A 22594-nucleotide genomic window follows, 5' to 3' on the forward strand; every position below is an offset into this window, starting at 1 on the left:
AGGGCCGGAAGTGCAAGATCGCGGGGAGCCCGGGGGCGGGGGCCGGGGGGGAGTCAGGTCAGGCGGGCGGCCAGGGCGCGGCCCAGGTCGTGGCCGGAGCGCCAGGCGGTCTGCACGCGGGGTGGGCCGAAGGCGTCGCCGGCCAGGCCGATCGCGTCGTCGTCGAGGTGGTACGTCCCCTCCGGCCCGGCCGTCGGCTTGGCGTACGTCCACCGGTGCACGTGCACGTTCTCGGCCGGTTCGGGCAGCGCGAGCAGGTCCCGCACGGCCTCCTCCACGGCCGGTCCGGCGGCGGTGGGTTGGCGCAGGTGACGGGTGGCGAACTCGGGGGTGGTGTGCGCGACCAGGACCGGGGCGGCGTCGCCGCGCCGGTCGCCGTCGTCGCAGACCAGCGCCAGCACGGGGTGGTCGTTGACGAAGGCACCCCGGAAGTCTGCCCACCGGCGGTCCGGGAACCGCAGCACGACGGCGAGCGACGGCGCCCAGGTCTGCGTCTGCACGGCCCGGGTCGCCGCCGTGAGGGCCGGGTCCAGCAGGAGCGCCGCCTGCGGTCCGGGCATGGCGAGCGCCACCGCCGCGCAGGGCCGGCCGTCGACCACCGGCCCGGGTTCGACACCGAGGACCAGGCGGTCCACGGCCACGGGCAGGTCCCGGGCGAGGTGCTCGACCAGCGAGCGCAGGCCGCGGGGCGCCGCCCAGCGCATCGGTCCGGGCACCTCGCGCCGGCCCTGCGCGCCGTACGCCAGGAAGGTGTCGGTCCACTCGCGGACCAGGCCCGCCGCCTGCCACTCCGCCACCAGGGCGGCGAAGGCGGGGTCGCTGGCGGTGAAGTAGGCCGCCCCGAGGTCCGCCGGACGGCCGTCGAAGCGCTTGCTGGCCATCCGCCCGCCGGCGACCCGCCCGCGTTCCCGGATCTGCGCCGGGATGCCGGCGCGGACCAGCTCTCGGGCGCACGCCACCCCGGCGATGCCGGCCCCGACCACGATCACGCCCACCCGGTCCGCACTCACCGCGCGATCGTAGTGAACCACCGCCGGAATCCACCCGCATGGACCCACCGTGGCGGGGTACTGGCACATCTGTTCGAAGGAAGGTGGAGATCATGACGGACCGAGGGAACGGCCGGGCGAACCCGGATGCCGCCGTCAAGGACCCGGACGAGTGGGTCACCGGCGAGGAGCCGCCGACCGCGGCGCAGGAGTCGTACCTGGCGACGCTGGCCCGCGAGGCGGGCGAGGAGCCGCCGGAGGGCCTCACCAAGGCGGAGGCCTCGAAGCGGATCGACGAGCTCCAGGCGGAGACCGGCCGGGGCAGGTGACGCGGTGGCCGGGCCGGGCCGCGGCGGTCCCGCGGACCGGCCCGGCTCAGCGGCCCGGGAGGCGGTGCAGCTCGACGTCGGCCAGCCGCCCGGCTTCGACCCGGGCGGTGAGGTAGGTGGCGTACGGCTGGGAGCGCCGGTCGGTCGGTGAGCCGGGGTTGAGCAGCCGCAGGCCGCCCGGCGCGACGGTGTCCCAGGGGATGTGCGAGTGCCCGAACACCAGCAGGTCGGCGTCGGGGAACCGGGCCTCGCAGCGCTCCTCACGCCGGGCCCGCTGCCCCGTCTCGTGGACCACCGCCACCCGGAGCCCGTCGAGGTCGGCCCGGGCGATCTCCGGCAGCCGGGCGCGCAGCGCCGGGCCGTCGTTGTTGCCGTACACCCCGATCAACCGGCGGGCACGGGCCGCCATGGCGTCCAGGAGCACCTCGTCGACCCAGTCCCCCGCGTGCACCACCACGTCCGCCGCGTCGATGGCGGCCCACAACGGTGCCGGCAGGTCCCGCGCCCGCTTCGGTACGTGGGTGTCGGCGGTGATGACCAGGCGCATGCCGCCATTCTGCGCCGCCGCACCGGCGCCGACGCGGCGCCCGGTCCGGCGCACCGGGGTCGGACACGAGCCCGGCTTTTCTCCGTAGCCCTTCACACGACGGCAACAAGCCCGTAGTTTGACGCCTGTATGGGAGCGCTTCCAGCGCTACACGTCGATACGGGAGACATCATGCGTGCCAGATCGACGCTCGCGGCCGCCGCCGCGACCGCCCTCGCCGTCACCGGCGCCGTCGCCGTCGGCCTGGTCCGGGCCCCGGCCGCGGTCGCCGCCGACTCCGCCTTCTACGTCGACCCGGCGACGGCCGGCGCGGCGTGGGTCGCCGCCAACCCCGGCGACCCGCGCGCCGCCGTCATCCGGGACCGGATCGCGTCCGTCCCGCAGGGCCGGTGGTTCACCAGGACCAACACCTCCGCGGTACGCGCCGAGGTGGACGCCCTGGTCGGTGCGGCCGCCGCGGCCGGAAAGACGCCGATCCTCGTCGTCTACAACATCCCGAACCGCGACTGCAGCGGTGCGAGCGGTGGCGGCGCCCCGGACCACGCCACCTACCGCCAGTGGATCGACCAGGTCGCCGCCGGTCTCGCCGGGCGGCCGGCGACGATCGTCCTGGAACCGGACGTGCTGCCCCTGATGACCAACTGCCAGAACGCCGCGCAGCAGGCCGAGACCCGGGCGTCGATGGCGTACGCCGGCAAGCGGCTCAAGGCGGCGTCGTCGGCGGCCAGGGTGTACTTCGACATCGGCCACTCGGCCTGGCTCTCGCCCGGCGAGGCGGCCGCCCGGTTGACCGCCGCGGACATCGCCAACAGCGCCGACGGCATCTCCCTGAACGTCTCGAACTACCGGCGCACCGCCGACGAGGTCGCGTACGCCAAGGCGGTGATCGCCGCGACCGGCGTGTCCCGTCTGAAGGCGGTCATCGACACGAGCCGCAACGGCAACGGACCGGCCGGCTCCGAGTGGTGCGACCCCGCCGGCCGGGCGATCGGCACGCCCAGCACGACGAACACCGGCGACTCCGCGATCGACGCGTTCCTCTGGGTCAAACTGCCCGGTGAGGCGGACGGCTGCATCGCCGCCGCCGGCCAGTTCGTGCCCCAGCGGGCGTACGACCTCGCGATCGCGGCCGGCCCCGCCCCGACCACCAGCACCCCCACGACCGCACCGCCGACCACCGCACCGCCGACCACGCCGCCCCCGACCACGACACCCCCGCCGACCACTCCCCCGCCGGCCGGCGGCTGCTCGGTGACGTTCACCCCGAACTCGTGGACGGGCGGCTTCACCGCCGAGCTGCGGGTGACCAACCGGGGCGCGGCGCTGAACGGCTGGACGCTCGCCTTCGCCGCCGGCGCCGGCGTGCGCCTGACGAACGGATGGAACGGCGAGTGGAGCCAGTCCGGTGACCGGATCAGCGTCCGCAACGTCGCGTGGAACGCCAGCCTGCCCACCGGGGGTACGGCCAGCACCGGATTCCAGGGCACCTACACCGGGAGCACGCTCCCGGCACCCAGCGGCTTCACGCTCAACGGCACCGCCTGTTCGTAGACCCCCGGGCCCGTCGCCGGCACCGGCGACGGGCCCGCACCGGGTGCGGAACTCAGGCGCCCTGGCCCTGGTTCTGCATCAGGCCACCGTCCATGAAGTACGTCGACCCGGTCACGTAGTCCGCGTCGTCGCTGGCCAGGAACACCGCCAGCTTGGCGATCTCACCCGGCTCGGCGGCCCGCTTCCACGGGATGCTCTGCACCTGCTCCTCCAGGTACGTCGGGTCGTCGATGGCCCGCTGGTTGAACGGCGTCAGCACCATGCCCGGCCCGATGTTGTTGACGTTCATGTGCATCGGGGCGACCTCCAGCGCGAGGCTCTTGGCCAACTCCAGCATGCCGCCCTTGCTGGAGTCATAGTCCGCGCCGCCGGCCCGGGCCACCTCCTGGTGGATGGAGGTGGTGTTGATGATCTTCCCGCCCCCGCCCTGGTCGCGGCGGTGGCGCACGAAACGCCGGCAGCAGAAGAACATCCCGTACAGGTTGACGCGGATGGCCCGGTCCCAGGTCTCGGTGTCCAGGTCGGCCACCGGGATGCCGGAGGCGTCCACCCCGGCGTTGTTCATCAGGACGTCCAGCCGGTCGAACTCCGCGAGGGCCTCGTCGAACATCGCGTCGACCTGGTGCTCGACGCTGATGTCACCCTGCACGACGACGGCCCGCCGGCCCGCCCGCTCCACCTCCGCCTTCGTGTGGTTCGCCCCGGCGTGGTCGTGCAGGTAGTGGACCACCACGTCGGCGCCCTCCCGGCCGAACTCGATGGCCGTGGCCTGTCCGATGCCCGAGTCCGAACCGGTGATCAGGGCGGTCTTCCCGGCAAGGCGTCCGGTCATGAGCGTGCTCCTTCCGTCCGTCCCGTACCGGCCGGCACGGGGTGTCGCGTCCGGTCCGGGGCCTGCCGGCGCCGCTCGGCGGCCTCCGTGAGCAGCCCGGCGGCGTTGATGAGGCCGATGTGCGAGAACGCCTGCGGGAAGTTCCCCAGGTGCTCCCCGGTGGCCTCGTCGATCTGCTCGGCGTACAGGCCGAGGTCGTTGACCCGGCCCGCGAGCGACTCGAACAGCGCGGCGGCGCGGTCCACCTCGTCCGCCAGGGCTAGGCAGCTCACCAGCCAGAACGAGCAGATGACGAAGCCCGCCGGGTCGTCGTCCCAGCGGCGCAGCAGGCCGTCGCGGGACAACTGGCGTTCCACCACATCCATCGTGGAGCGCATCCGCGGGTCGTCGGCGGGCAGGAAGCCCACCAACGGCATGAGCAGCACCGAGGCGTCCAGGCGGTCGGAGTCGAACGCCCCGGCGTACGCGCCGAGCCGGTCGTTCCAGCCGCGTTCCAGGACGGCCGCGCGGACCTCGTCGCGGGCGGCGGCCCACCGGGCCACGTCGGACGGGTCCCCCAGCCGTGGGCCGAAGCGCACCGCCCGGTCCAGCGCGGTCCAGCACTGCACCTTCGAGGAGAGGTAGTGCCGTTCGGCGTCCCGGGCCTCCCACATGCCGGCGTCCGGTCGCCGCCAGTCGGTGACCGCCCGTTCCGCCAGCGCGCGCAGCAGGTGCCGGACGTCGGACGACATCGGGTCGAGGTAGTGCCGCATCAGCCAGGCCGCGTCGAGGATCTCCCCGAGCACGTCGGTCTGCCGCTGTCTCCAGGCGTCGTTGCCCACGAAGACCGGACGGCTGTCGGCGTATCCCGGCAGGTGGTCCAGGACGTGCTCGGTGAGGTCCCGCTCCCCCTGGACGCCGTACATGATCGGCACCGGCTCGTCGCCGATCCGGCCCATCGCCCGGGAGACCCAGGCGAACTGCCGGTTCGCCTCGTCCGGGCAGGCCGCCCGCCAGAGCGCCTGGAGGGTCAGGCTGAAGTCGCGGACCCAGACGAACCGGTAGTCGTAGTTGCGGTCGCCGCCCAACTCCTCGGGCAGGGACGTGGTGGCCGCCGCGACGATCGCGCCGCTGGGCTGGTAGGTCATGCCCTGCACCACCATGGCGCTGTGCCGCACCACGTCGCGGAAAAGCCCCCGGTAGTGGTCCCGGTGCAGGTCGGCCCAGGAGCGCCAGCCGGCGACCGCGTCGGCGACCAGCCGATCGGCGTCCGGCAACTGCGGGGGCGGCGCGTCGTAGGTCGGCGCGTACCCGAGCGTGAACCGGTACGTCTCGCCGGCCCGTACCCGGAAGGTCGCGGTGGCGCCGCCGCCGGCGCAGGTCAGCGGCACGTCCCCGCGCAGGCTGAGGTGGCAGGCACCGGCGGTGGCGCCGACGACGCCGTCGGCCTCCACCAGATACGCGGTGACCCGGCCGTACTCGAACCGGGGCCGGTAGTCCAGGCGGACCGGCACCTCGCCGGAGAGCCCCTCCACGACGCGGCCGAGCACCCGGGGTGACCGCAGGCCGATGTCGTGCCCGCGAGCCCCGGGTTCCAGTGCGAGGGCGTCGGTCACCGCCACCTGTCCTCGCGCGGTGGTGAAGACGGTACGCAGCACGAGCGTGTCGTTCAGATAGGACCGCTCGGAGGTGAAGTCCCCCTCGGGTCGGATCGACCAGTGCCCCGCGTCGTCGCCGAGGAGCCGGCCGAAGACCGACGGCGCGTCGAACCGCTCCGGGCACCACCAGTTGACCGATCCCGCCCGGTCCACCAGTACCGCGCTGCGGCCGTCCGCCAGGAAGCCGTGCTCGCTGATCCGCCCGCTGTCCACGGACCTGCCTACCCGTCCTGACGGAACGGCATTCCACGGGCGGCCGGCGTTAACCGCCCGTGGCCGGGGGAACAGGTTCGGTTGACGAAGGAGGAGCCAGATGACCACACCGTCGAGTTCGACCTCGGCCTGGCGGCCCGGGATGCCGGGCGGCGACACCTTCCCGTCCGGTCCCGCCGGCCACCCCTCGCCGCCGAGCGGTGACGGCAGTGGGCCGGGGCTCGGTCCACCGACCGTGACGATCGGGTCGTACCCGGACTATCCGTCCGCGCAGCGCGTCGTCGACTACCTGGCGGACAACCGCTTCCCGGTGGAGCACACGGCGATCGTCGGCACGAACCTCACCCTGGTCGAGACCGTCCTCGGCCGGATGACGACCGGGCGGGCGGCGCTGGTGGGCGCCGGCTCCGGCGCCTGGTTCGGTCTGTTCATCGGGTTGCTCTTCGGCATCTTCACGGCGGGCAACTGGATCGCGGTGGTGCTCGCCGGTCTGGTGATCGGTGCCATCTGGGGTGCCGTGTTCGGTGCGGTCACGCACGCGATGACCGGCGGCCGGCGGGACTTCACCTCGGCCAGTTCCCTGCGCGCCGGCCAGTACGCGGTCATCGTCGACCAGCAGTACGCGGAGCAGGCCCGGCAGCTCCTGGGCCGGATGCACATGCCGGCCCCGGAACACCAGCGAGGCTGAACGCCCCGAGCCGGACGCGGGAGGGCCCCGGCCGCCGTAGCGGCCGGGGCCCTCCCGCGTCCGGGACAGCAGTCCTTGAAATCTGTACGGGATTGCTGACCCTCAGGCCGGAACGGGTTGCAGCCCCGCCCTGAGGCCAGTTGTCAAAATTTGAACTAGTGCTACTGTTGCTCCCGTGACCGAGAGTCTGGAGCCGAAGCGCCTCACCGCCTGGCGGGCGTACATCGAAGCCAGCCAGCGGCTGTTCACCCAGCTGGAGGACGACCTGCGCGCCGACAGCGGGCTGAGCTTCGCCGACTACCACGTGCTGGTGCTGCTCTCCGAGGCGCCGGGGCAGCGACTGCGGATGGGCGAGCTGGCCAGCCGGCTGGTCTTCTCGCCGAGCCGGCTGACGTACCAGATCACCACGATGCAGCGGCGCGGCCTGGTGGCCCGGGAGGCCTGTCCCGAGGACCGCCGGGGCAGCGAGGCGGTGCTCACCGCCGCCGGGCTGCTGACCCTGCGGGAGGCGGCGCCGCACCACCTGGCGTCGGTCCGCACCCACCTGATGGACGACCTCGACGACGACGAGGTCGCCTGCCTCACCCGGATCTTCGACCGGCTCGGGCGCCGGCTGCGCGCCGAGCGCGACACGGCGACCCACCCCAGCGAGACCTAAGGAGCCCGCGGTGCCCGCCATCGCCGTCGACAACGTGCTCGTCCTGCCCCGCCTGCCCCGGCTCGACGAGTCCACGACCTTCCGGCCGATCCGCCGGCTCACCACCGCACCCAGCGGGTACGAGGGCGAGGGCTTCCCGGTGCGCCGGGCCTTCGCCGGGGTGCCGCTGAACGAGCTGGACCCGTTCATCCACCTCGACCAGATGGGCGAGGTCGACTACGCGCCGGGCGAGCCGAAGGGCACGCCGTGGCACCCGCACCGCGGGTTCGAAACCGTCACGTACATCATCGACGGCGTCTTCGACCACCAGGACACGCACGGCGGCGGTGGCACGATCACCGACGGGGACACCCAGTGGATGACCGCCGGCAGCGGCCTCCTGCACATCGAGGCACCGCCGGAGCACCTGGTGATGAGCGGCGGCCTGTTCCACGGCACGCAGCTGTGGGTGAACCTGCCGCGGGTCGCGAAGATGATCGCGCCCAAGTACCAGGACATCCGCGGCCGCGAGTCGGCGCTGCTCACCACGCCGGACGGCGGGGCCCTGATCCGGGTGATCGCCGGCGAGATCGCCGGGCACCGGGGGCCGGGCTCGACCCACACCCCGATCACCGTGACCCACGTGACGGTGGAGCCGGGCGCCGAGGTCGACCTGCCGTGGCGGCCGGACTTCAACGCCCTGGTGTACGTGCTGGGCGGGCGCGGCACGGTCGGCACCGACCGCCGGCCGTTCCACACCGGGCAGCTCGCGGTGCACGGCCCGGGCGACGCCCTGCGGTTCACCGCGGACGCCCGTCAGGACAGCCGCACGCCGAAGCTGGACCTCTACATCATGGGAGGCCAGCCGATCCGGGAGCCGGTGGCGCACTACGGCCCGTTCGTCATGAACACCCGGGACGAGCTGATCCAGGCGTTCGAGGACTTCCAGGCCGGCAAGCTCGGCGTGATCCCCGCCGAGCGGGTGCCGCACACCGACGGCCAGGGTCCGCGCCCCTGACCGGACGGGCCGGCACGGCCACCGGCACACGACGGCGGGCACCCCAATCGGGGCGCCCGCCGTCGGCGTCCGCCCGTCAGGACACGGCGAATATGCCGGCCACGCCGAGGATCACCATCACCAACACGGCCACCAGCGCCCCCCGCTCGCCCTCGACCGCCTGCTCGCGGTACTCGGTCACGGAGTTCGTCGTCTCGCCGGGCATGGTGTGGCCTCCTCGGTTTTCGCATCAAGATCCGTTGGGTATGCCGTGGGTCGGCCTTCCGGTCGTGCCGGCGGGCCGTGGACCCTCGGCGGGGGTTCCTCCGACGTCGTCCGACTGGGGAGGGTGGGAAACGTGGTACCCCAGGAGTGGTTCCTCTCCGCAGGCGAACGCGCCAACCCGAGGTCTGAGTTACCCATCTGGACCAGCGGAAACCTTGCCGAGCCGTTAATTCACGGTGTCGCCTACTTCGACCGGCTGGTGCGCGAGGTGGAGGCCCTGGAAGCCGGCGACCACCTCTTCTTCACGGACTGGCGGGGCGACCCCGACCAGCGCATGCGGCCGGACGGGCCCACGGTTGCCCAGCTCTTCGCGCGGGCCGCCCAGCGCGGCGTGATCGTCAAGGGGCTGGTCTGGCGCTCGCACCTCGACGCGCTGGCGTATAGCGAGGAGGAGAACCGCAACGTCAGCGAGGTGATCAGCGCCGCCGGCGGCGAGGTGCTGCTCGACCAACGGGTCCGCCGCGGCGGCGCGCACCACCAGAAGCTCGTGGTGCTGCGGCACCCTCGCTCCCCCGAACGGGACATCGCCTTCGCCGGGGGCATCGACCTGTGCCACAGCCGGCGTGACGACGCCGACCACCACGGGGACCCGCAGACGGTCCGGATGTCCGCCCAGTACGGCGACCGCCCGCCGTGGCACGACGTGCAACTGGCCGTCCGCGGCCCGGTGGTGGGCGCGCTGGACACCACCTTCCGGGAACGGTGGACCGATCCGATGCCGCTGGACTCGGAGAACCCGCTCGCGTACCTGCGGGACCGGCTGCGCGGCGCCGACCTGCGCCCCGATCCGCTGCCGGACCAGCCCCCGGACCCGCCCGCCTGCGGCCCCCACCACGTCCAGGTGCTGCGCACCTACCCGGCGGTGCGGCCGCGGTACTCGTTCGCACCGGACGGGGAGCGGACGGTGGCCCGGGGCTACACCAAGGCGGTCCGCCGGGCCCGCCGCCTCATCTACCTGGAGGACCAGTACCTCTGGTCGACCGAGGTGGCGGACCTCTTCGCACGGGCCCTGCGGGAGCAGCCGGACCTGCACCTGATCGCCGTCGTCCCCCGGCACCCCGACGTCGACGGCCGTCTGGCGCTGCCACCGAACACGGTCGGCCGGGAGCAGGCCCTGTCGCTGTGCGAGAAGGCCGCGCCGGACCGGGTGCACATCTTCGACCTGGAGAACCACGCCGGGACGCCGGTGTACGTCCACGCCAAGGTCTGCGTCGTCGACGACGTGTGGGCCTGCGTCGGCAGCGACAACTTCAACCGGCGCTCCTGGACGCACGACAGCGAACTGTCCTGTGCGGTGGTCGACGGCACCCGCGACCACCGCGACCCGGTGGACCCGGCCGGGACCGGCGACGGGGCGCGGGTCTTCGCCCGGGACCTGCGGCTGCGGCTGCTGCGCGAGCACCTCGACCGGGACCCGGACGGTGGCGAGGACGCCGACCTGCTCGACCCGGCCGACGCGGTCGCGGCCGTCACGGCCGCCGCCGACGCGCTGCAACGGTGGTACGACGGTGGCCGGGTCGGTCCCCGCCCGCCGGGACGGCTGCGGCCCCACCGGCCGGAGCGGCTGCCCTGGTACACCCGGGCCTGGGCGTTGCCGGTGTACCGGCTGGTCTACGACCCCGACGGCAGGCCGCTGGCGGCCCGGCGCGCCGGCACCTGGTGACCCGCGCCCACCCCGACCGGCTCGGGCTCGCCGACGTGCTCGGTCAGCCCGCCCGGGTACGCGAACGACGCCCGGGGGGCGTAGAAGCCGAACCCGATGGTGAGCGGGTTCTCCGGACGCAGCGCGTAGATCGGGTGCGCCGGCTCCAGGAACTCGACCGACTCGACGACGAACGGGGTGACCGGCTCGGCGACGTACGGGTAGACGGCGTTGAGCAGCCGCCCGCGGTGGGCGGTGAAGTAGCGGTGGTGCCCGCTGCTCACCATGCGCCCGGCCTCACCGACCTGGCAGCGTGCCCGGATCACCGGGACACCGTCGATCGCGGTCTCGGCCACGAGGACGCCACTCTCGCTGCCGATGGTGGTCCGTCCGTGGACGGCCGGCGCGCCGCGGGCGACGGCGTACTCCCGGACCCGCTCGCTGGAGGTGACGTAGTGCGTCCACCAGCCGCCGGGGCTCTCCCCGCCGGGCGCGTCCACCCCGACGAGGGACACCCCGACGTACGTCAGGGTGTAGGCACCGAAGCCGGACGTCTGGCTGGCGTCGTCGACGACGTACTGGTTCATGAAGACCTGCCGGTCCGGGCGGGGACGCAGGCCGGGGGGCACCATCGCGGCGACCGCGTCGGGGTCCGCCGGGAGCCAGCTGAAGAAGAGCGTGCGGCTGTTCACCACGAGCTGGGGAGCGGACGGGTCGAGCACGTTGCCTCCGGTGCCACTGTTGTCACCCGTGACGCTACGACTGGTCCCGTCCACGGGACAACGACGGAAAGTCGACAGCGAGAACCTCTCTGCTGAGCCGCGCCGACCGCTCGACGGCAGCGGAGGACCGACCGGCCGCCCCGGCCGGATGTCCGGTCAGCGGCCGGTCGGACGAACAAGCGGATGATCAGGCTCACATTCCGATGGGGTTATGCCCGCTTCAGGGCGTTTCATGAGTGAAAATCACTTAAGTACATCAGCCGTTCGGCTAGATTTCGGCAAGACGATCAGGCTAAGGTGACTCCCGAACGGACACCTGAAGCTAAACCAAAGCGTCACGTCTTTTATCCGCGGACGAGGTGCAGGGAGGACCACCCATGACCGCGCCAACGATCAGCGAACACGCGACGAAGGCCGTACCGAGCTCCACCGAGAAGCTCGACCCCCGGGCGCTCACCGACAGCGCCGCCGACCTGCTCAACGCGATGGCCGCGCTGCCGGCCAACCACCCGTCCCGCGCCGGCCTGCGCGACAAGGCGATCGAGGCCTGGCTGCCGCTCGCCAACCACCTCGCGCACCGCTACAGCGGTCGCGGCGAGCCGACCGACGACCTGGCCCAGACCGCCGCCGTCGGGCTCATCAAGGCCATCGACAAGTTCGACCCGTCGCGCGGTGTCGACTTCGCGGGGTACGCGATCCCCACCATCATCGGTGAGCTCAAGCGGCACTTCCGCGACCGCACGTGGGACATCCGGGTGCCCCGCCGCCTCCAGGAGCTGCGGCTCGCCATCTCCGACGCCAACAGCACCCTGCTCCAGAGCCTCGGCCGCTCGCCGACGGTCGCCGACATCGCCGCCCACCTCAACATCACCGAGGAAGAGGTCCTGGAGGGCCTGGAGGGCGCCCGCGCCTACAACGCGGTGTCGCTGTCCACACCGACCGGCGACGGCGACCGGGCCACCGAGCTGGGCGACCTGCTCGGCGGCGAGGACGGCGAGTTCGAGCTGGCGGAGCTGCGGGTCGCGCTCGGCCCGGCGCTGGCCACCCTCGACGAGCGCGAGCAGAAGATCCTCACCCTGCGCTTCTACGGCAACCTGACCCAGTCGCAGATCGCCGAGCAGATCGGCGTCTCCCAGATGCACGTGTCCCGGCTGCTGGCCCGGGCGCTGACCAAGCTGCGTGGGCAGCTGGACGGCACGTACTGAGTCAGCGGCGAGGACGGTGGCCGGGTCGGCGGGCCCGGCCACCGTCGTGTCCGGGCCCGCCGGAGCGGGTGTCCGGACGGGCCCCTTCCTGGCGAAGGGGCCCGTCCGCTCACCTCAGCGGCTCGCGCCACATGGGCCAGAACGGGGTGCCGTCGGGCAGCCGGAACGGCTCGCGGACCCGGTAGCCGTGCCGGGTGTACAGCTCGACAGCGATCTCGCTCGCCGCCTCCAGGTAACCCGGGACCCCGTTGGCGTCCAGCCATGCATGGTGGTGCCGCAGCAGGGTGCTGCCCACCCCCCGGCCCTGGCGGTCGGGCCGTACGGCCAGGAACGCCAGATGATGGTGGTCCGGGTGGGGGTGGTTCGCGGCGAACAACTCGTCGAGGTGGGCGAAGCGCCCGGTCCACTCGCCGCACGCCGCGGCCAGCCGGGCGTCGTAGTCCTCCGGCGGCGGCGCCGGATCCCCCACCGACGGGAACCAGACGGCGACGCCGTCCCGGTCGGCGGTGCCGAACACCAGGCCGTGCCGCATCGCGTGGTCGACCAGGATCTCGAACTGCCCGGCGAGGACCATCTCCCGCTTGCTCTCGTCGGGCACCAACCAGCGCGGCGCGTCGAGCACCAGGAACGCCTCCGCGATCCGCTCGGCGACCAGCCGGGTCTCCGCCGGGCCCAGGCGCTCGACCGGAGTGGCACTCATCGCGCGGCCTCGGCCCGCTCGGGCGTCCCCGGGATTCCGGGCAGAACCGTCGCCGCGCTCTCCGCGCCGAGGCCGATCCGGGCGTACGTGTCGGGCCGGCCCGCGCGCAGCACCAGCGCCCACACCACGCCGATCAGCGCGGCGACCACGTACGCGATCGGGACGCCCCAGCGGAGGGCGTGGTCCGGCGTGACACCGAGCAGGTCGGCGAAGTTGACGACCGCGAGGGTGACGACGCCGGCCAGCGCCAGCGCGGCGAGCCCCGGCGCGACCGCCCGCCGCCACAGCGTCTCGTCCCCACCGCCGCGGGCGAAGTAGGCGATCACCGCGACCGAGGTGGCGGCGATCAGCAGCAGCACGCCGAAGCCGCCGCTGGTGCCGCCCCAGTAGAAGAGCTGCACGACGGGATCCCACCCGTTGACCGCGTACAGCAGGATGACGCCGATGCCGAGGACGCTCTGCGCGACGGACGCCGCCCGGGGCGCCCCGGTCCGCGGCGACGTCCGCCCGAAGACCGCCGGCAGCACCCGCTCCCGGCCGAGGGCGAAGGTGTAGCGGGCCGTCGTGTTGTGGAACGAGATCATCGCGGCCAGCACCGAGGTCAGGAACAGCACCTGGCCGATGGTGACGACGGTGTCGCCGAGGTGCTCCCCGGCCAGGTTGAAGATCAGCGCCACGCTCTGCTCGCCGGCCTGCTCGGCGATACGGTCCGGTCCGACCGCGACGGTCATGCTCCAGGACGAGAGCGCGTAGACGACGGCGATGATCGCGATGGACAGGTAGGTCGCCAGCGGCACGGTGCGCCGCGGGTCCTTGCTCTCCTCGCTGAAGACCACGGCGGACTCGAAGCCGACGAAGCCGAGGATCGCCAGCACCAGCACCGCGCCCACGCCGGGGACGAGGAGGTTGTCCGGGGCGAGCGCGGCGAAGCTGACCTGGCCGCCGGCGGGGTTGCCGAGCTGGCCGAGGTCGAACACGAGGATCACCGCGATCTCGGCGACCAGCAAGGCGGCGAGGACCAGGCCGTTGATGTCGACCCGCAGCAGGCCCAGGACCGCGACGATCGCCCAGGCGACCAGCGCCACCAGCCACCACGCCGCGGTGACGCCGAAGAGCCGGTCCAGCACCGGCTCCGCGGCCGCGCCGATGGCGCCGTACAGACCGACCTGGAGGGCGTTGTACGCGATCAGCGCCACCCAGGCGGCGCCGACGCCGGCCGGCCGGCCCAGGCCCCGGGACACGTACGCGTAGAACGCACCGGCGTTGGCGAGCCGGCGCGCCATCGCCACGTACCCGACCGAGAAGAGGGCCAGAACGGCGGCCACCGCGAGGAACGCCAGCGGGATGCCGAGGACGCCGATGACGCCGTATCCGGTGGTCACCACGCCGGCCACGACCGTCAGCGGCGCGGCGGCGGACAGGACGAAGAAGATCACCGACGGTACGCCGAGCCGGCCGCGGGCCAGCGCCTCGGAGACATTGCTCGGTCGTTCGATCGTTGCTGTGGAGGACATGCGCGGCTCCCGGTTCGAGGGGGATGAGGGGTGTGCCGGGTCAGGGGACGCCGCGCAGCACCGCGGCCCCGACCGCCGCCTCGGTGTGCGCGACCAGCTCCTTCAGCGGTGGTGGGAGGGCGGCCACGAGCGCGGCGAGCCGGTGGTGCGCCCGAGGGCCGGCGCTCCACAGCACCTCGCGGCTCAGGCCGGCCGCGGTGACGAGGCCGAGCAGCAGCGCGTCGGCGAGGGTCGGCGGGGGCTCCGACCGCTCCAGCAGCACCCGTAGCCGGGTCGCCGGCCAGGCCGCCGTGTTGGGGTCGAGCGGGACGTACGAGACGCTGGTGCGTAGCAGCCGCCGGCTCTCCTGGCGGCGCAGCACGCCCGCCCGCGCCAGCCGCTCCCCCACCGAGGTCGTGGCGTTCTGGGCGAGGAAGGCGAGCCAGGTGCGGACGGACTGGTGCTGGGACTCCCCGACGAGCTGGTCGAGGACGGTGTGGGCGAGCGCGTCCGCCGGCGGGCGCCGGTTGACGATGGCGATGAGACCGGCGGAGACGGTGAGGTGTCCGTAGAGGACGAGTTCGCCGAGCAGACCGCCGGCGAGCCCGAGGCCGGTGGCGGTCGGATGCAGCTTCGCCTTGCCCCGGATGTCGTTGTGGGCGATCAGGAAGAACTCGTCGGCGATGAGCAACCGGTCCTCCCGCACGCATCGTCCACAGTGATCGCAACCGGGCAAGGATGCACCCGGCGGATGTGCAATGCAACTCCCGGTTTCGCCGGTTGCACTCCGTATGCGCGCGACCTGCGGATCTTGCCGTGACAGACTCGGAGGGTGACCGCGAGCCCGACCGTCCGCCGCCGCCGTATCGCCCGGGAACTCCGCCAGCTCCGCGAGCGGGCAGGGATGACCTTGGATGTCGCCGCGCGGCAGCTGGACATGTCCAAGAGCAACCTGTCCCGCATCGAGAACGCCCAGATCGGCATCAAGCCGCGCGACGTGCGCGCCGCCCTGGCCCTGTACCAGGTGACCGGCGCGGACGCGGAGGCACTGATCGAAATCGCCCGCGGCGCCCAGCAGCGCGGCTGGTGGCAGAACTACAGCGACGTGCTGCCGGAGTGGTTCGAGTTCTACGTCGGACTGGAGGCGGAGGCGGCGACGCTGCGCACGTACGAGGCCGAGGCGGTGCCCGGCCTGCTCCAGACCGAGGCGTACGCGCGGGAGGTCTTCCGGCGCACCGCCGGCGAGGAGGGCCTCGAACGGAAGGTCGCCGCGCGCCTGCGCCGGCAGGAGGTGCTGCACCGCGACGACCCGGTGGAACTCTCGGTGGTGCTCAACGAGGCGGTGCTCTGCCGCCCGGTCGGCGGCCACGCCGTGATGGCCGACCAGTTGGCGCACATCGCGAAGGTGGCTCAACTACCAAACGTAACTGTCCAGGTACTACCGTTCTCCGCCGGCGGGCACCCCGCGATGAGCGCGCCGTACGTCGTCCTCACCTTCGCCGACGCCGCCGACGCCGCCGTCGTCTACCTGGAAAATCTCACGACAGGCCTGGCTCTCGAGGAGGCCGGGCACGTCGCCGGGTATAGCCTGGTGCACGAGGAGCTGCGCCGGTTGGCGCTTCGTCCGGAGGCGTCACACGCACGCCTCACGGAGGCTTCCCGTAACTTTGCGTGACCGCCGGCGCGGCACGCCGACACAGACGAGAGGTACCGCGATGACCGCGCTCGACGGGGCGAAGTGGCGCATCAGCAGCCGCAGTGTGGGCAACGGCAACTGCGTCGAGGTGGCCACGGTGGACGGTCGGATCGCGGTCCGGGACAGCAAGGACCGGCGGGGGCCGGTGCTGGCGTTCCCGCCGTCGGCCTGGCGGGCCTTCGTGTCCGGGGTCGACGGGGTACGCGCCGGCTGACGCCCGTCGGGCCGGTGCCGACGTCCCGCCCGGACGTCGACCGGCGCCTCGGGTGCGAGACTGTCCCGTGCTCTCCGACGTCCCGCTCGACCTGCCGGTCCGCCCGGCGCTGCCGGCGCTCGTCGCGGCACTGCGCTCCACCGGCACCGGCGTGCTGGTGGCGCCGCCCGGCACCGGCAAGACGACCCTGGTGCCGCTCGCCGTGGCCGACGAGGTGTCCGGCCGGGTGCTGGTGGCGCAGCCGCGCCGGGTCGCGGCCCGCGCCGCCGCGAACCGGATGGCCACACTGCTCGGCGAGCGGGTGGGCGAGCGGATCGGGTACGCCGTCCGCGGCGAGCGCCGGACCGGCCCGCGTACGCGGGTCGAGGTGGTCACCACCGGGCTGCTGGTCCGCCGGCTGCACCGCGACCCGGAGCTGGCCGGCACCGGCGCCGTGCTGCTCGACGAGATCCACGAGCGCCAGCTCGACGCCGACCTGGCGCTCGCCTTCGCGGTGGAGGCCCGGGCCGCGCTCCGCCCCGACCTGTGGCTGCTCGGCATGTCGGCGACGCCCGACACGGACCGGGTGGCCGCGCTGCTCGGCGGCGACGCGCCCGCGCCCGTGGTGCGGGCGTCCTCCGCCCTGCACCCGGTGACCCGGATCTGGGCGCCGCCGCCCCGCCCGGTCGCCCCGCCCGGCGCCGGCCGGGTCGACCCGGCACTGCTCGACCACGTCGCGGCCACGGTCCGCCGCGCGCTGCGCGAGCGCGACGGCGACGTGCTGGTCTTCCTGCCCGGGGTGGGCGAGATCGCCGCCGTGGCGGGCCGCCTCGCCGACCTGCGTACCGAGGTGGAGGTCCGTTCGCTGCACGGCCGGCAGCGGGCGGCCGACCAGGACGCCGCACTGCGCCCGTCACCGGGGCGGCGGGTGGTGCTGGCGACCGCGGTGGCCGAGAGCAGCCTGACCGTTCCGGGCGTACGGGTGGTGGTCGACGCCGGGCTGGCCCGGGTCGCCCGGACGGACCTGGCCCGGGGGCTGGGGGCGCTGGTCACCGTGCCGGTGTCCCGGGCCGCCGCCACGCAGCGTGCCGGGCGGGCCGGCCGGGAGGCGCCCGGTCACGTCTACCGCTGCTGGTCGGCCGCGACGCACGAACGGCTGGCGGCGCAGCCGGAGCCGGAGATCGCGACGGCCGACCTGACCGGGTTCGCGCTCGACCTCGCCGCCTGGGGCGCGCCGGACGGCCGCGGGCTCGCGCTGCCCGATCCCCCGCCGCCGGCCGCCCTCACCGTGGCCCGGGACACCCTCACCACGCTCGGCGCGCTCGACCGGGACGGCCGGATCACCGACCGGGGCCGGACGATCGCCACGACCGGCGCCCACCCCCGGTTGGCCCGCGCCCTGCTCGACGGTGCGGCCCGGGTGGGCGCGGACCGGGCGGCCGAGATCGTCGCGCTGCTCGCCGAGGAGACCGTGGCCGGTCCCGGCGACGACCTGACCGCCGCGTGGCGCCGGCTCCGCGGGGGCGCCGACGCCGCCGCCTCGGCGCGCTGGCGAGCGGAGGTACGCCGCCTGCGCGCCGCCCTGCCGGCAACCGTCCAGCCGGGCCCCGGTTCGACCGCCGGAATGGACGCCGCCTCCGGCACCGACGCCGCCTGTGGCGGCCTGCCCGACGACCTGGCGGCCGGGCTGGTGGTCGGTCTCGCGTACCCGGAGCGGCTGGCCCGGGCGCGGCGGCCGGGCGGTTCGGCGTACCTGATGACCGGCGGGACCGCCGCGGAGCTGGCGCCCGGGTCGGCGCTGGCGGGCTCGGCGTGGCTGGCGGTCGCGGTGGCCGACCGCTCCCCCGGCGCGCCGTCCGCGCGGATCCGGCTGGCCGCCCCGGTGGACGAGGCGACCGCCCGGGAGGCGGGCGGACCGGTGCTGGCCACCGCGCGGGAGGTGGCCTGGTCCGGGACGGACGTGGTGGCCCGCGAGGTGGTCCGGCTGGGTGCGCTCGACCTGGTCGAGCGTCCGCTGGCCCGCCCCGACCCGCAGGAGGTGGCCGCCGCCCTGCTGGACGGGCTACGCCGCACCGGACTGGACCTGCTGACCTGGACGCCGGCGGCACGGGCCCTGCGGGAGCGGCTGGCGTTCTGCCGCGCCGCGCTCGGGGACGAGTGGCCCGACGTGGACGACGGGGCGCTGCTCGGCGCCGCGCCGGTCTGGCTCGGGCCGGAGCTGGCCACCGCCCGCCGCCGGGCGGACCTGGCCCGGGTCGACGTCGCCGCCGCGCTGCGCCGGCTGCTTCCGTGGGCGCTCGCCGGCCGTCTCGACGAGCTGGCACCCGAGCGGATCACCGTGCCGAGCGGCTCGCGGATCCGGGTCGACTACACCGACCCGGCGGCGCCGGTGCTGGCGGTGAAGCTCCAGGAGACGTTCGGCTGGCGGCAGGCGCCCCGGATCGCCGACGGGCGCGTGCCGGTGCTGCTGCACCTGCTCTCCCCCGCCGGGCGGCCGGTCGCGGTCACCGGCGACCTGGCGTCCTTCTGGCGGTCCGGCTATCCGCAGGTGCGGGCCGAGCTGCGGGGCCGCTACCCGCGCCACCCGTGGCCCGACGACCCGACGGCCGCCGAGCCGACCCGGCGCACGACCCCGCGCCGCCGCTGACGCCTCACTCCTCCACCACGTCCGCGACGATGACGGTGACGTTGTCCGGGCCGCCGGCGTGCAGCGCCAGGTCGATCAGCTTGCGGCCGCACTCGGCCCGCTCCGGGTACGCGGCGAGCACCTCGGCGAGGGTGTCGGGCCGGACCACGTTGGACAGTCCGTCGCTGCACAGCAGCCAGCGGTCCCCGGCCCAGGGCACCATCGTGGCGTACGTCGGGGACACCTCGTCGCCCTGCAACGCCTGCGTGACGACCGCCCGCCGGGGGTGGCTGCTCGCCTGGTCCGGGGTGATCACGCCCTGGTCGACGAGCATCTGCACGAACGTGTCGTCCCGGGTGATCTGCTTGAGCACGCCGTCCCGGAAGAGGTAGGCCCGCGAGTCGCCGACGTGGGCGAGCGCCAGGCAGCTGCCCGTCCGGGCGAAGAGAAGCGCGGTCAGCGTGGTCCCCATGCCCTGCCGCTCCGGATCCTCGCTGACGGCCTGCCGGATCCGGTCGGTGGTCAGCTGGATGCCGCTCTGCAACGCGGCGACCAACGCGTCCTCCGGGGTCTCCGCGTCCAGCGGGGCGACCGAGTTGATCGCGATGGAGCTGGCCAGGTCACCGGCCGCCATACCGCCCATCCCGTCGGCGACGGCGACGAGCCAGGTGCCGGCGTAGAGGGCGTCCTGGTTCCCGCTGCGGATCAGCCCACGGTCGCTCGTGCCGAACGAACGCAGCTTCAGGGTCATGGGAGGCAGCCTGCCAGGCCGAGGGTGCCGTTGTCTCTAGGAGATCGGGACCACAGGCGTGGCGCGTCGAATCTCACTGCCGTCGGCCGGTATGGCTCATCAAGCCGGATCGATTGACAAGGGTGCCCGGGGACTGGAAACATCGGGCCAGACCTGGGAGCGCTCCCAGCCCATCTCCCACCACCCCACCGTCCCGTCCCGGAGGAAGTCCCGTGACGCCATCCCGACGCCGCCTCGCGCTGCTCACCGCGGCGGCCACCGTGGCGCTGACCGGCGCCGCCGCCGGTCCCGCCCAGGCCGAACCACCACCCGACGCCCCCGAACAGATCGACAACGGCGACTTCAGCGCCGGCGTCTCGCCCTGGTTCTCGTACGGCACCGGCACGCTCGGCGTCACCGACGGCCGGCTCTGCACCACCGTCCCCGGCGGTCTGGCCAACCCCTGGGACGCCGGCATCGGCCAGGACGGCGTGCCGCTGGTCGCCGGTGCCGAGTACACCCTCGGGTTCGACGTCTCCGCCACGCCCGGCACGGCGGTCAAGGCCGTCCTGCAACTGGGCAGCGCCCCCTACACCACGTACGCCAGCGTGGACGCCACCGCGACCGGCACCGCCGCCCGGGTGGAGAGGACGTTCACCGTGTCGGAGGAGAACCCCTCCGCCCAACTGATCTTCCAGGTCGGCGGCAGCGCCGCCGAGCAGACCGTCTGCCTCGACAACGTCTCGCTGCGCGGCGGGAACCCGCCCGAGCCGTACGTGCCGGACACCGGGCCCCGCGTCCGCGTCAACCAGGTCGGCTACCTGCCCGGCGGACCGAAGCACGCCACGCTCGTCACCGACGCCACCGACCCGCTGCCGTGGCGGCTCCGGGACGCCTCCGGCGACGTGGTGGCCGGCGGCGACACCGCGCCGCGCGGGATCGACCAGGCCTCCGGGCAGAACGTCCACACGATCGACTTCTCCGCGTACGGGACGCCGGCCGCCGGCCTGACACTGGTCGCCGACGGAGAGACCAGCCACCCCTTCGACGTCTCCGGCGGCCTCTACTACCGGCTCCGCTCCGACGCCGTCCAGTTCTTCTACGCCCAGCGCAGCGGCATCGCCATCGACGGGGACCTGCTCGGTGCGGAGTACGCCCGCCCCGCCGGGCACGTCGGCGTCGCCCCGAACCAGGGTGACACGGAGGTGCCCTGCCAGCCGGGCGTCTGCGACTACACCCTCGACGTGCGCGGCGGCTGGTACGACGCCGGCGACCACGGCAAGTACGTCGTCAACGGCGGTATCGCCACGTACCAGCTGCTGAGCACGTTCGAACGGACCAAGACGGCGGCCACCGCGGACGGCGGCGCGGCGCTCGGCGACAACACCCTGCGGCTGCCGGAGCGCGGCAACGGGGTGCCGGACATCCTCGACGAGGCCCGCTGGGAGCTGGAGTTCCTGCTGCGCATGCAGGTCCCGGCCGGGAAGCCGCTCGCCGGGATGGCGCACCACAAGATCCACGACCGGCAGTGGACCGGGTTGCCGCTGCAACCCCAGGACGACCCGCAGCCGCGCGAACTGCACCCGCCGTCGACCGCGGCCACCCTCAACCTGGCCGCCGTCGCCGCCCAGTGCGCGCGCCTCTTCGCCCCGTACGACGCGGCCTTCGCGGGCCGCTGCCTCACCGCCGCGAAGACGGCCTACGCCGCCGCCAAGGCCAACCCCGACCGGTACGCGAGCCCGACCGACAGCACCGGCGGCGGCGCGTACGACGACACCACCGTCACCGACGAGTTCTACTGGGCGGCGGCCGAGCTGTACCTGACCACCGGCGCGTCCACGTACCTGGCCGACGTGACCGCCTCCCCGCACCACACGGGGGACGTGTTCGACGCCCGCGGGTTCGGCTGGCAGGGCGTGGCCGCGCTCGGCCGGCTCGACCTGGCCACCGTGCCGAGCGGGCTGCCCGCCGCCGAACGGTCCCGGATCCGCGCCTCCGTCACCGCCGCCGCCGACGCCCACCTCGCCGAGATCGGCCGGCAGCCGTACGGGCTGCCGCTGCCCGGGGACGCCGGAAGCTACTTCTGGGGCGGCAACAGCAACGTCATCAACAACGCCGTCGTGCTGGCGACCGCGTTCGACCTGACCGGCGACGCCACGTACCGCGACGGCGCGGTACAGGCGATGGACTACATCCTCGGCCGCAACGCCCTCAACATCTCGTACGTGACCGGGTGGGGCGAGCACGCGGCGGAGAACCAGCACAGCCGGATCTTCGCCCACCAGCTCGACCCGAACCTGCCGAAGCCGCCCGTCGGCTCGCTCGCCGGCGGGCCGAACGCGGCCCTCCAGGACCCGTTCGCCGCGCAGCTGCTCGCCGGGTGCAAGCCGATGTTCTGCTACGTCGACGACATCAACTCGTACGCCACCAACGAGGTCGCGATCAACTGGAACTCGGCGCTGACCTGGATCGCGTCGTTCCTGGCCGACCAGGGCGACGCCGGGGCGACGCCCCCGGCGAGCTGCGCGGTCACGTACACGACGCACGGCAGCTGGCCGAGCGGCTTCACCACCCAGGTGACCGTCCGCAACACCGGCACGGCGGCGGTCGACGGCTGGAGTCTCCGGTTCGCCTTCACCGTCGACCAGAAGGTCGGCCAATCCTGGTCGGCGAAGGTCACTCAGTCCGGCGCGACCGTCACGGCGACCAACCAGTCGTGGAACGTGAGGATCAAGCCGGGCGGCTCGGTGACCTTCGGCTTCAACGGCAGCACCGCCAGCGGCGTCAACCCGACCCCGGGCCTGTTCGCCCTGAACGGCAGGCCCTGCACGTCCTGAACCCGGCCGTGGGGTGCGGGCCCGGGCGGCCGGCACCCCACCACC

Annotated in this window: 21 protein-coding genes; 11 read left to right on the top strand and 10 right to left on the bottom strand. The window is 73.9% G+C overall.

The window, feature by feature from the left end; translation table 11 throughout:
- Positions 1 to 53 precede the first annotated feature (53 nt).
- A complete protein-coding gene (locus tag HCJ94_RS11135) occupies positions 54 to 989 on the bottom strand; it encodes an NAD(P)/FAD-dependent oxidoreductase (RefSeq protein WP_168001052.1) in 936 nt (311 codons plus the stop codon).
- Between the two features lie 113 nt (positions 990 to 1102).
- Between HCJ94_RS11135 and HCJ94_RS11140 the strand changes: the two genes are divergently transcribed.
- The gene (locus HCJ94_RS11140; protein ID WP_168000913.1) at positions 1103 to 1318 is read left to right on the top strand and encodes a DUF3072 domain-containing protein; all 216 of its coding nucleotides are present in this window, start codon (positions 1103 to 1105) and stop codon (positions 1316 to 1318) included.
- Between the two features lie 46 nt (positions 1319 to 1364).
- Here the strand turns inward: HCJ94_RS11140 and HCJ94_RS11145 are convergent, their stop codons facing one another.
- The gene (locus tag HCJ94_RS11145; RefSeq protein ID WP_168000914.1) at positions 1365 to 1865 is read right to left on the bottom strand and encodes a metallophosphoesterase family protein; all 501 of its coding nucleotides are present in this window, start codon (positions 1863 to 1865) and stop codon (positions 1365 to 1367) included.
- A gap of 171 nt (positions 1866 to 2036) precedes the next feature.
- Here HCJ94_RS11145 and HCJ94_RS11150 point away from each other — a divergent pair, with 171 nt between their 5' ends.
- Complete coding sequence (locus tag HCJ94_RS11150; protein WP_168000915.1) at positions 2037 to 3416, top strand: glycoside hydrolase family 6 protein; 1380 nt, start codon at positions 2037 to 2039, stop codon at positions 3414 to 3416.
- Positions 3417 to 3468: 52 nt separating this feature from the next.
- Here HCJ94_RS11150 and HCJ94_RS11155 read toward each other — a convergent pair whose 3' ends face one another.
- A complete protein-coding gene (locus HCJ94_RS11155) occupies positions 3469 to 4248 on the bottom strand; it encodes an SDR family oxidoreductase (RefSeq protein WP_168000916.1) in 780 nt (259 codons plus the stop codon).
- Entirely contained in the window at positions 4245 to 6098 is a 1854-nt protein-coding gene (locus HCJ94_RS11160; protein ID WP_168000917.1) for a glycoside hydrolase family 15 protein, read from the bottom strand. The genes HCJ94_RS11155 and HCJ94_RS11160 overlap by 4 nt, the downstream gene beginning before the upstream one ends.
- Positions 6099 to 6198: 100 nt before the next feature.
- Here HCJ94_RS11160 and HCJ94_RS11165 point away from each other — a divergent pair, with 100 nt between their 5' ends.
- The 3 genes from HCJ94_RS11165 (at position 6199) to HCJ94_RS11175 (ending at position 8441) form a co-directional block, all read left to right on the top strand.
- Positions 6199 to 6786, top strand: a complete 588-nt coding sequence (locus HCJ94_RS11165) for a general stress protein (protein ID WP_168000918.1) — start codon at positions 6199 to 6201, stop codon at positions 6784 to 6786.
- 175 nt (positions 6787 to 6961) lie between these two features.
- Entirely contained in the window at positions 6962 to 7444 is a 483-nt protein-coding gene (locus HCJ94_RS11170; RefSeq protein ID WP_168000919.1) for a MarR family winged helix-turn-helix transcriptional regulator, read from the top strand.
- 10 nt (positions 7445 to 7454) lie between these two features.
- Positions 7455 to 8441, top strand: coding sequence for a pirin family protein (locus HCJ94_RS11175; protein ID WP_168000920.1), 987 nt, complete (start codon positions 7455 to 7457; stop codon positions 8439 to 8441).
- A gap of 76 nt (positions 8442 to 8517) precedes the next feature.
- On the opposite strand, the gene HCJ94_RS30755 is transcribed toward HCJ94_RS11175, so the two are convergent.
- Positions 8518 to 8646, bottom strand: a complete 129-nt coding sequence (locus tag HCJ94_RS30755) for a hypothetical protein (RefSeq protein WP_255456070.1) — start codon at positions 8644 to 8646, stop codon at positions 8518 to 8520.
- Between the two features lie 132 nt (positions 8647 to 8778).
- Between HCJ94_RS30755 and HCJ94_RS11180 the strand changes: the two genes are divergently transcribed.
- Complete coding sequence (locus HCJ94_RS11180) at positions 8779 to 10368, top strand: phospholipase D family protein (RefSeq protein ID WP_168000921.1); 1590 nt, start codon at positions 8779 to 8781, stop codon at positions 10366 to 10368.
- Here the strand turns inward: HCJ94_RS11180 and HCJ94_RS11185 are convergent.
- A complete protein-coding gene (locus tag HCJ94_RS11185) occupies positions 10317 to 11123 on the bottom strand; it encodes an acetoacetate decarboxylase family protein (RefSeq protein ID WP_240944136.1) in 807 nt (268 codons plus the stop codon). The genes HCJ94_RS11180 and HCJ94_RS11185 overlap by 52 nt on opposite strands.
- A gap of 323 nt (positions 11124 to 11446) precedes the next feature.
- Between HCJ94_RS11185 and HCJ94_RS11190 the strand changes: the two genes are divergently transcribed.
- The gene (locus HCJ94_RS11190) at positions 11447 to 12274 is read left to right on the top strand and encodes a SigB/SigF/SigG family RNA polymerase sigma factor (RefSeq protein ID WP_168000922.1); all 828 of its coding nucleotides are present in this window, start codon (positions 11447 to 11449) and stop codon (positions 12272 to 12274) included.
- 109 nt (positions 12275 to 12383) lie between these two features.
- On the opposite strand, the gene HCJ94_RS11195 is transcribed toward HCJ94_RS11190, so the two are convergent.
- From HCJ94_RS11195 to HCJ94_RS11205, 3 genes are read right to left on the bottom strand one after another with little or no spacing between them, the layout of a single operon-like run.
- On the bottom strand, positions 12384 to 12974 hold the full coding sequence (locus tag HCJ94_RS11195; RefSeq protein WP_168000923.1) for a GNAT family N-acetyltransferase: 591 nt from the start codon (positions 12972 to 12974) through the stop codon (positions 12384 to 12386).
- Complete coding sequence (locus HCJ94_RS11200; protein WP_168000924.1) at positions 12971 to 14488, bottom strand: APC family permease; 1518 nt, start codon at positions 14486 to 14488, stop codon at positions 12971 to 12973. The genes HCJ94_RS11195 and HCJ94_RS11200 overlap by 4 nt, the downstream gene beginning before the upstream one ends.
- A gap of 40 nt (positions 14489 to 14528) precedes the next feature.
- Positions 14529 to 15173 (bottom strand): GOLPH3/VPS74 family protein, encoded by a 645-nt coding sequence (locus HCJ94_RS11205; RefSeq protein WP_168000925.1) that lies wholly within the window; start codon positions 15171 to 15173, stop codon positions 14529 to 14531.
- A gap of 126 nt (positions 15174 to 15299) precedes the next feature.
- Between HCJ94_RS11205 and HCJ94_RS11210 the strand changes: the two genes are divergently transcribed.
- The 3 genes from HCJ94_RS11210 (at position 15300) to hrpB (ending at position 19003) form a co-directional block, all read left to right on the top strand.
- Complete coding sequence (locus HCJ94_RS11210; RefSeq protein WP_168000926.1) at positions 15300 to 16142, top strand: helix-turn-helix domain-containing protein; 843 nt, start codon at positions 15300 to 15302, stop codon at positions 16140 to 16142.
- A gap of 40 nt (positions 16143 to 16182) precedes the next feature.
- Positions 16183 to 16377: a DUF397 domain-containing protein gene (locus HCJ94_RS11215; RefSeq protein WP_168000927.1), complete on the top strand. Its 195-nt coding sequence runs from the start codon at positions 16183 to 16185 to the stop codon at positions 16375 to 16377.
- Between the two features lie 67 nt (positions 16378 to 16444).
- Positions 16445 to 19003 (top strand): ATP-dependent helicase HrpB, encoded by a 2559-nt coding sequence (gene hrpB, locus HCJ94_RS11220; RefSeq protein WP_168000928.1) that lies wholly within the window; start codon positions 16445 to 16447, stop codon positions 19001 to 19003.
- Positions 19004 to 19007: 4 nt separating this feature from the next.
- Here the strand turns inward: hrpB and HCJ94_RS11225 are convergent, their stop codons facing one another.
- On the bottom strand, positions 19008 to 19733 hold the full coding sequence (locus HCJ94_RS11225; RefSeq protein ID WP_168000929.1) for a PP2C family protein-serine/threonine phosphatase: 726 nt from the start codon (positions 19731 to 19733) through the stop codon (positions 19008 to 19010).
- Between the two features lie 212 nt (positions 19734 to 19945).
- On the opposite strand from HCJ94_RS11225, the gene HCJ94_RS11230 reads away from it, so the two are divergent.
- Entirely contained in the window at positions 19946 to 22549 is a 2604-nt protein-coding gene (locus HCJ94_RS11230) for a glycoside hydrolase family 9 protein (RefSeq protein WP_168000930.1), read from the top strand.
- Positions 22550 to 22594 lie beyond the last annotated feature (45 nt).

It is taken from the genome of Micromonospora thermarum, assembly GCF_012034245.1.
GTDB classification, from domain to species: domain Bacteria; phylum Actinomycetota; class Actinomycetes; order Mycobacteriales; family Micromonosporaceae; genus Micromonospora; species Micromonospora thermarum.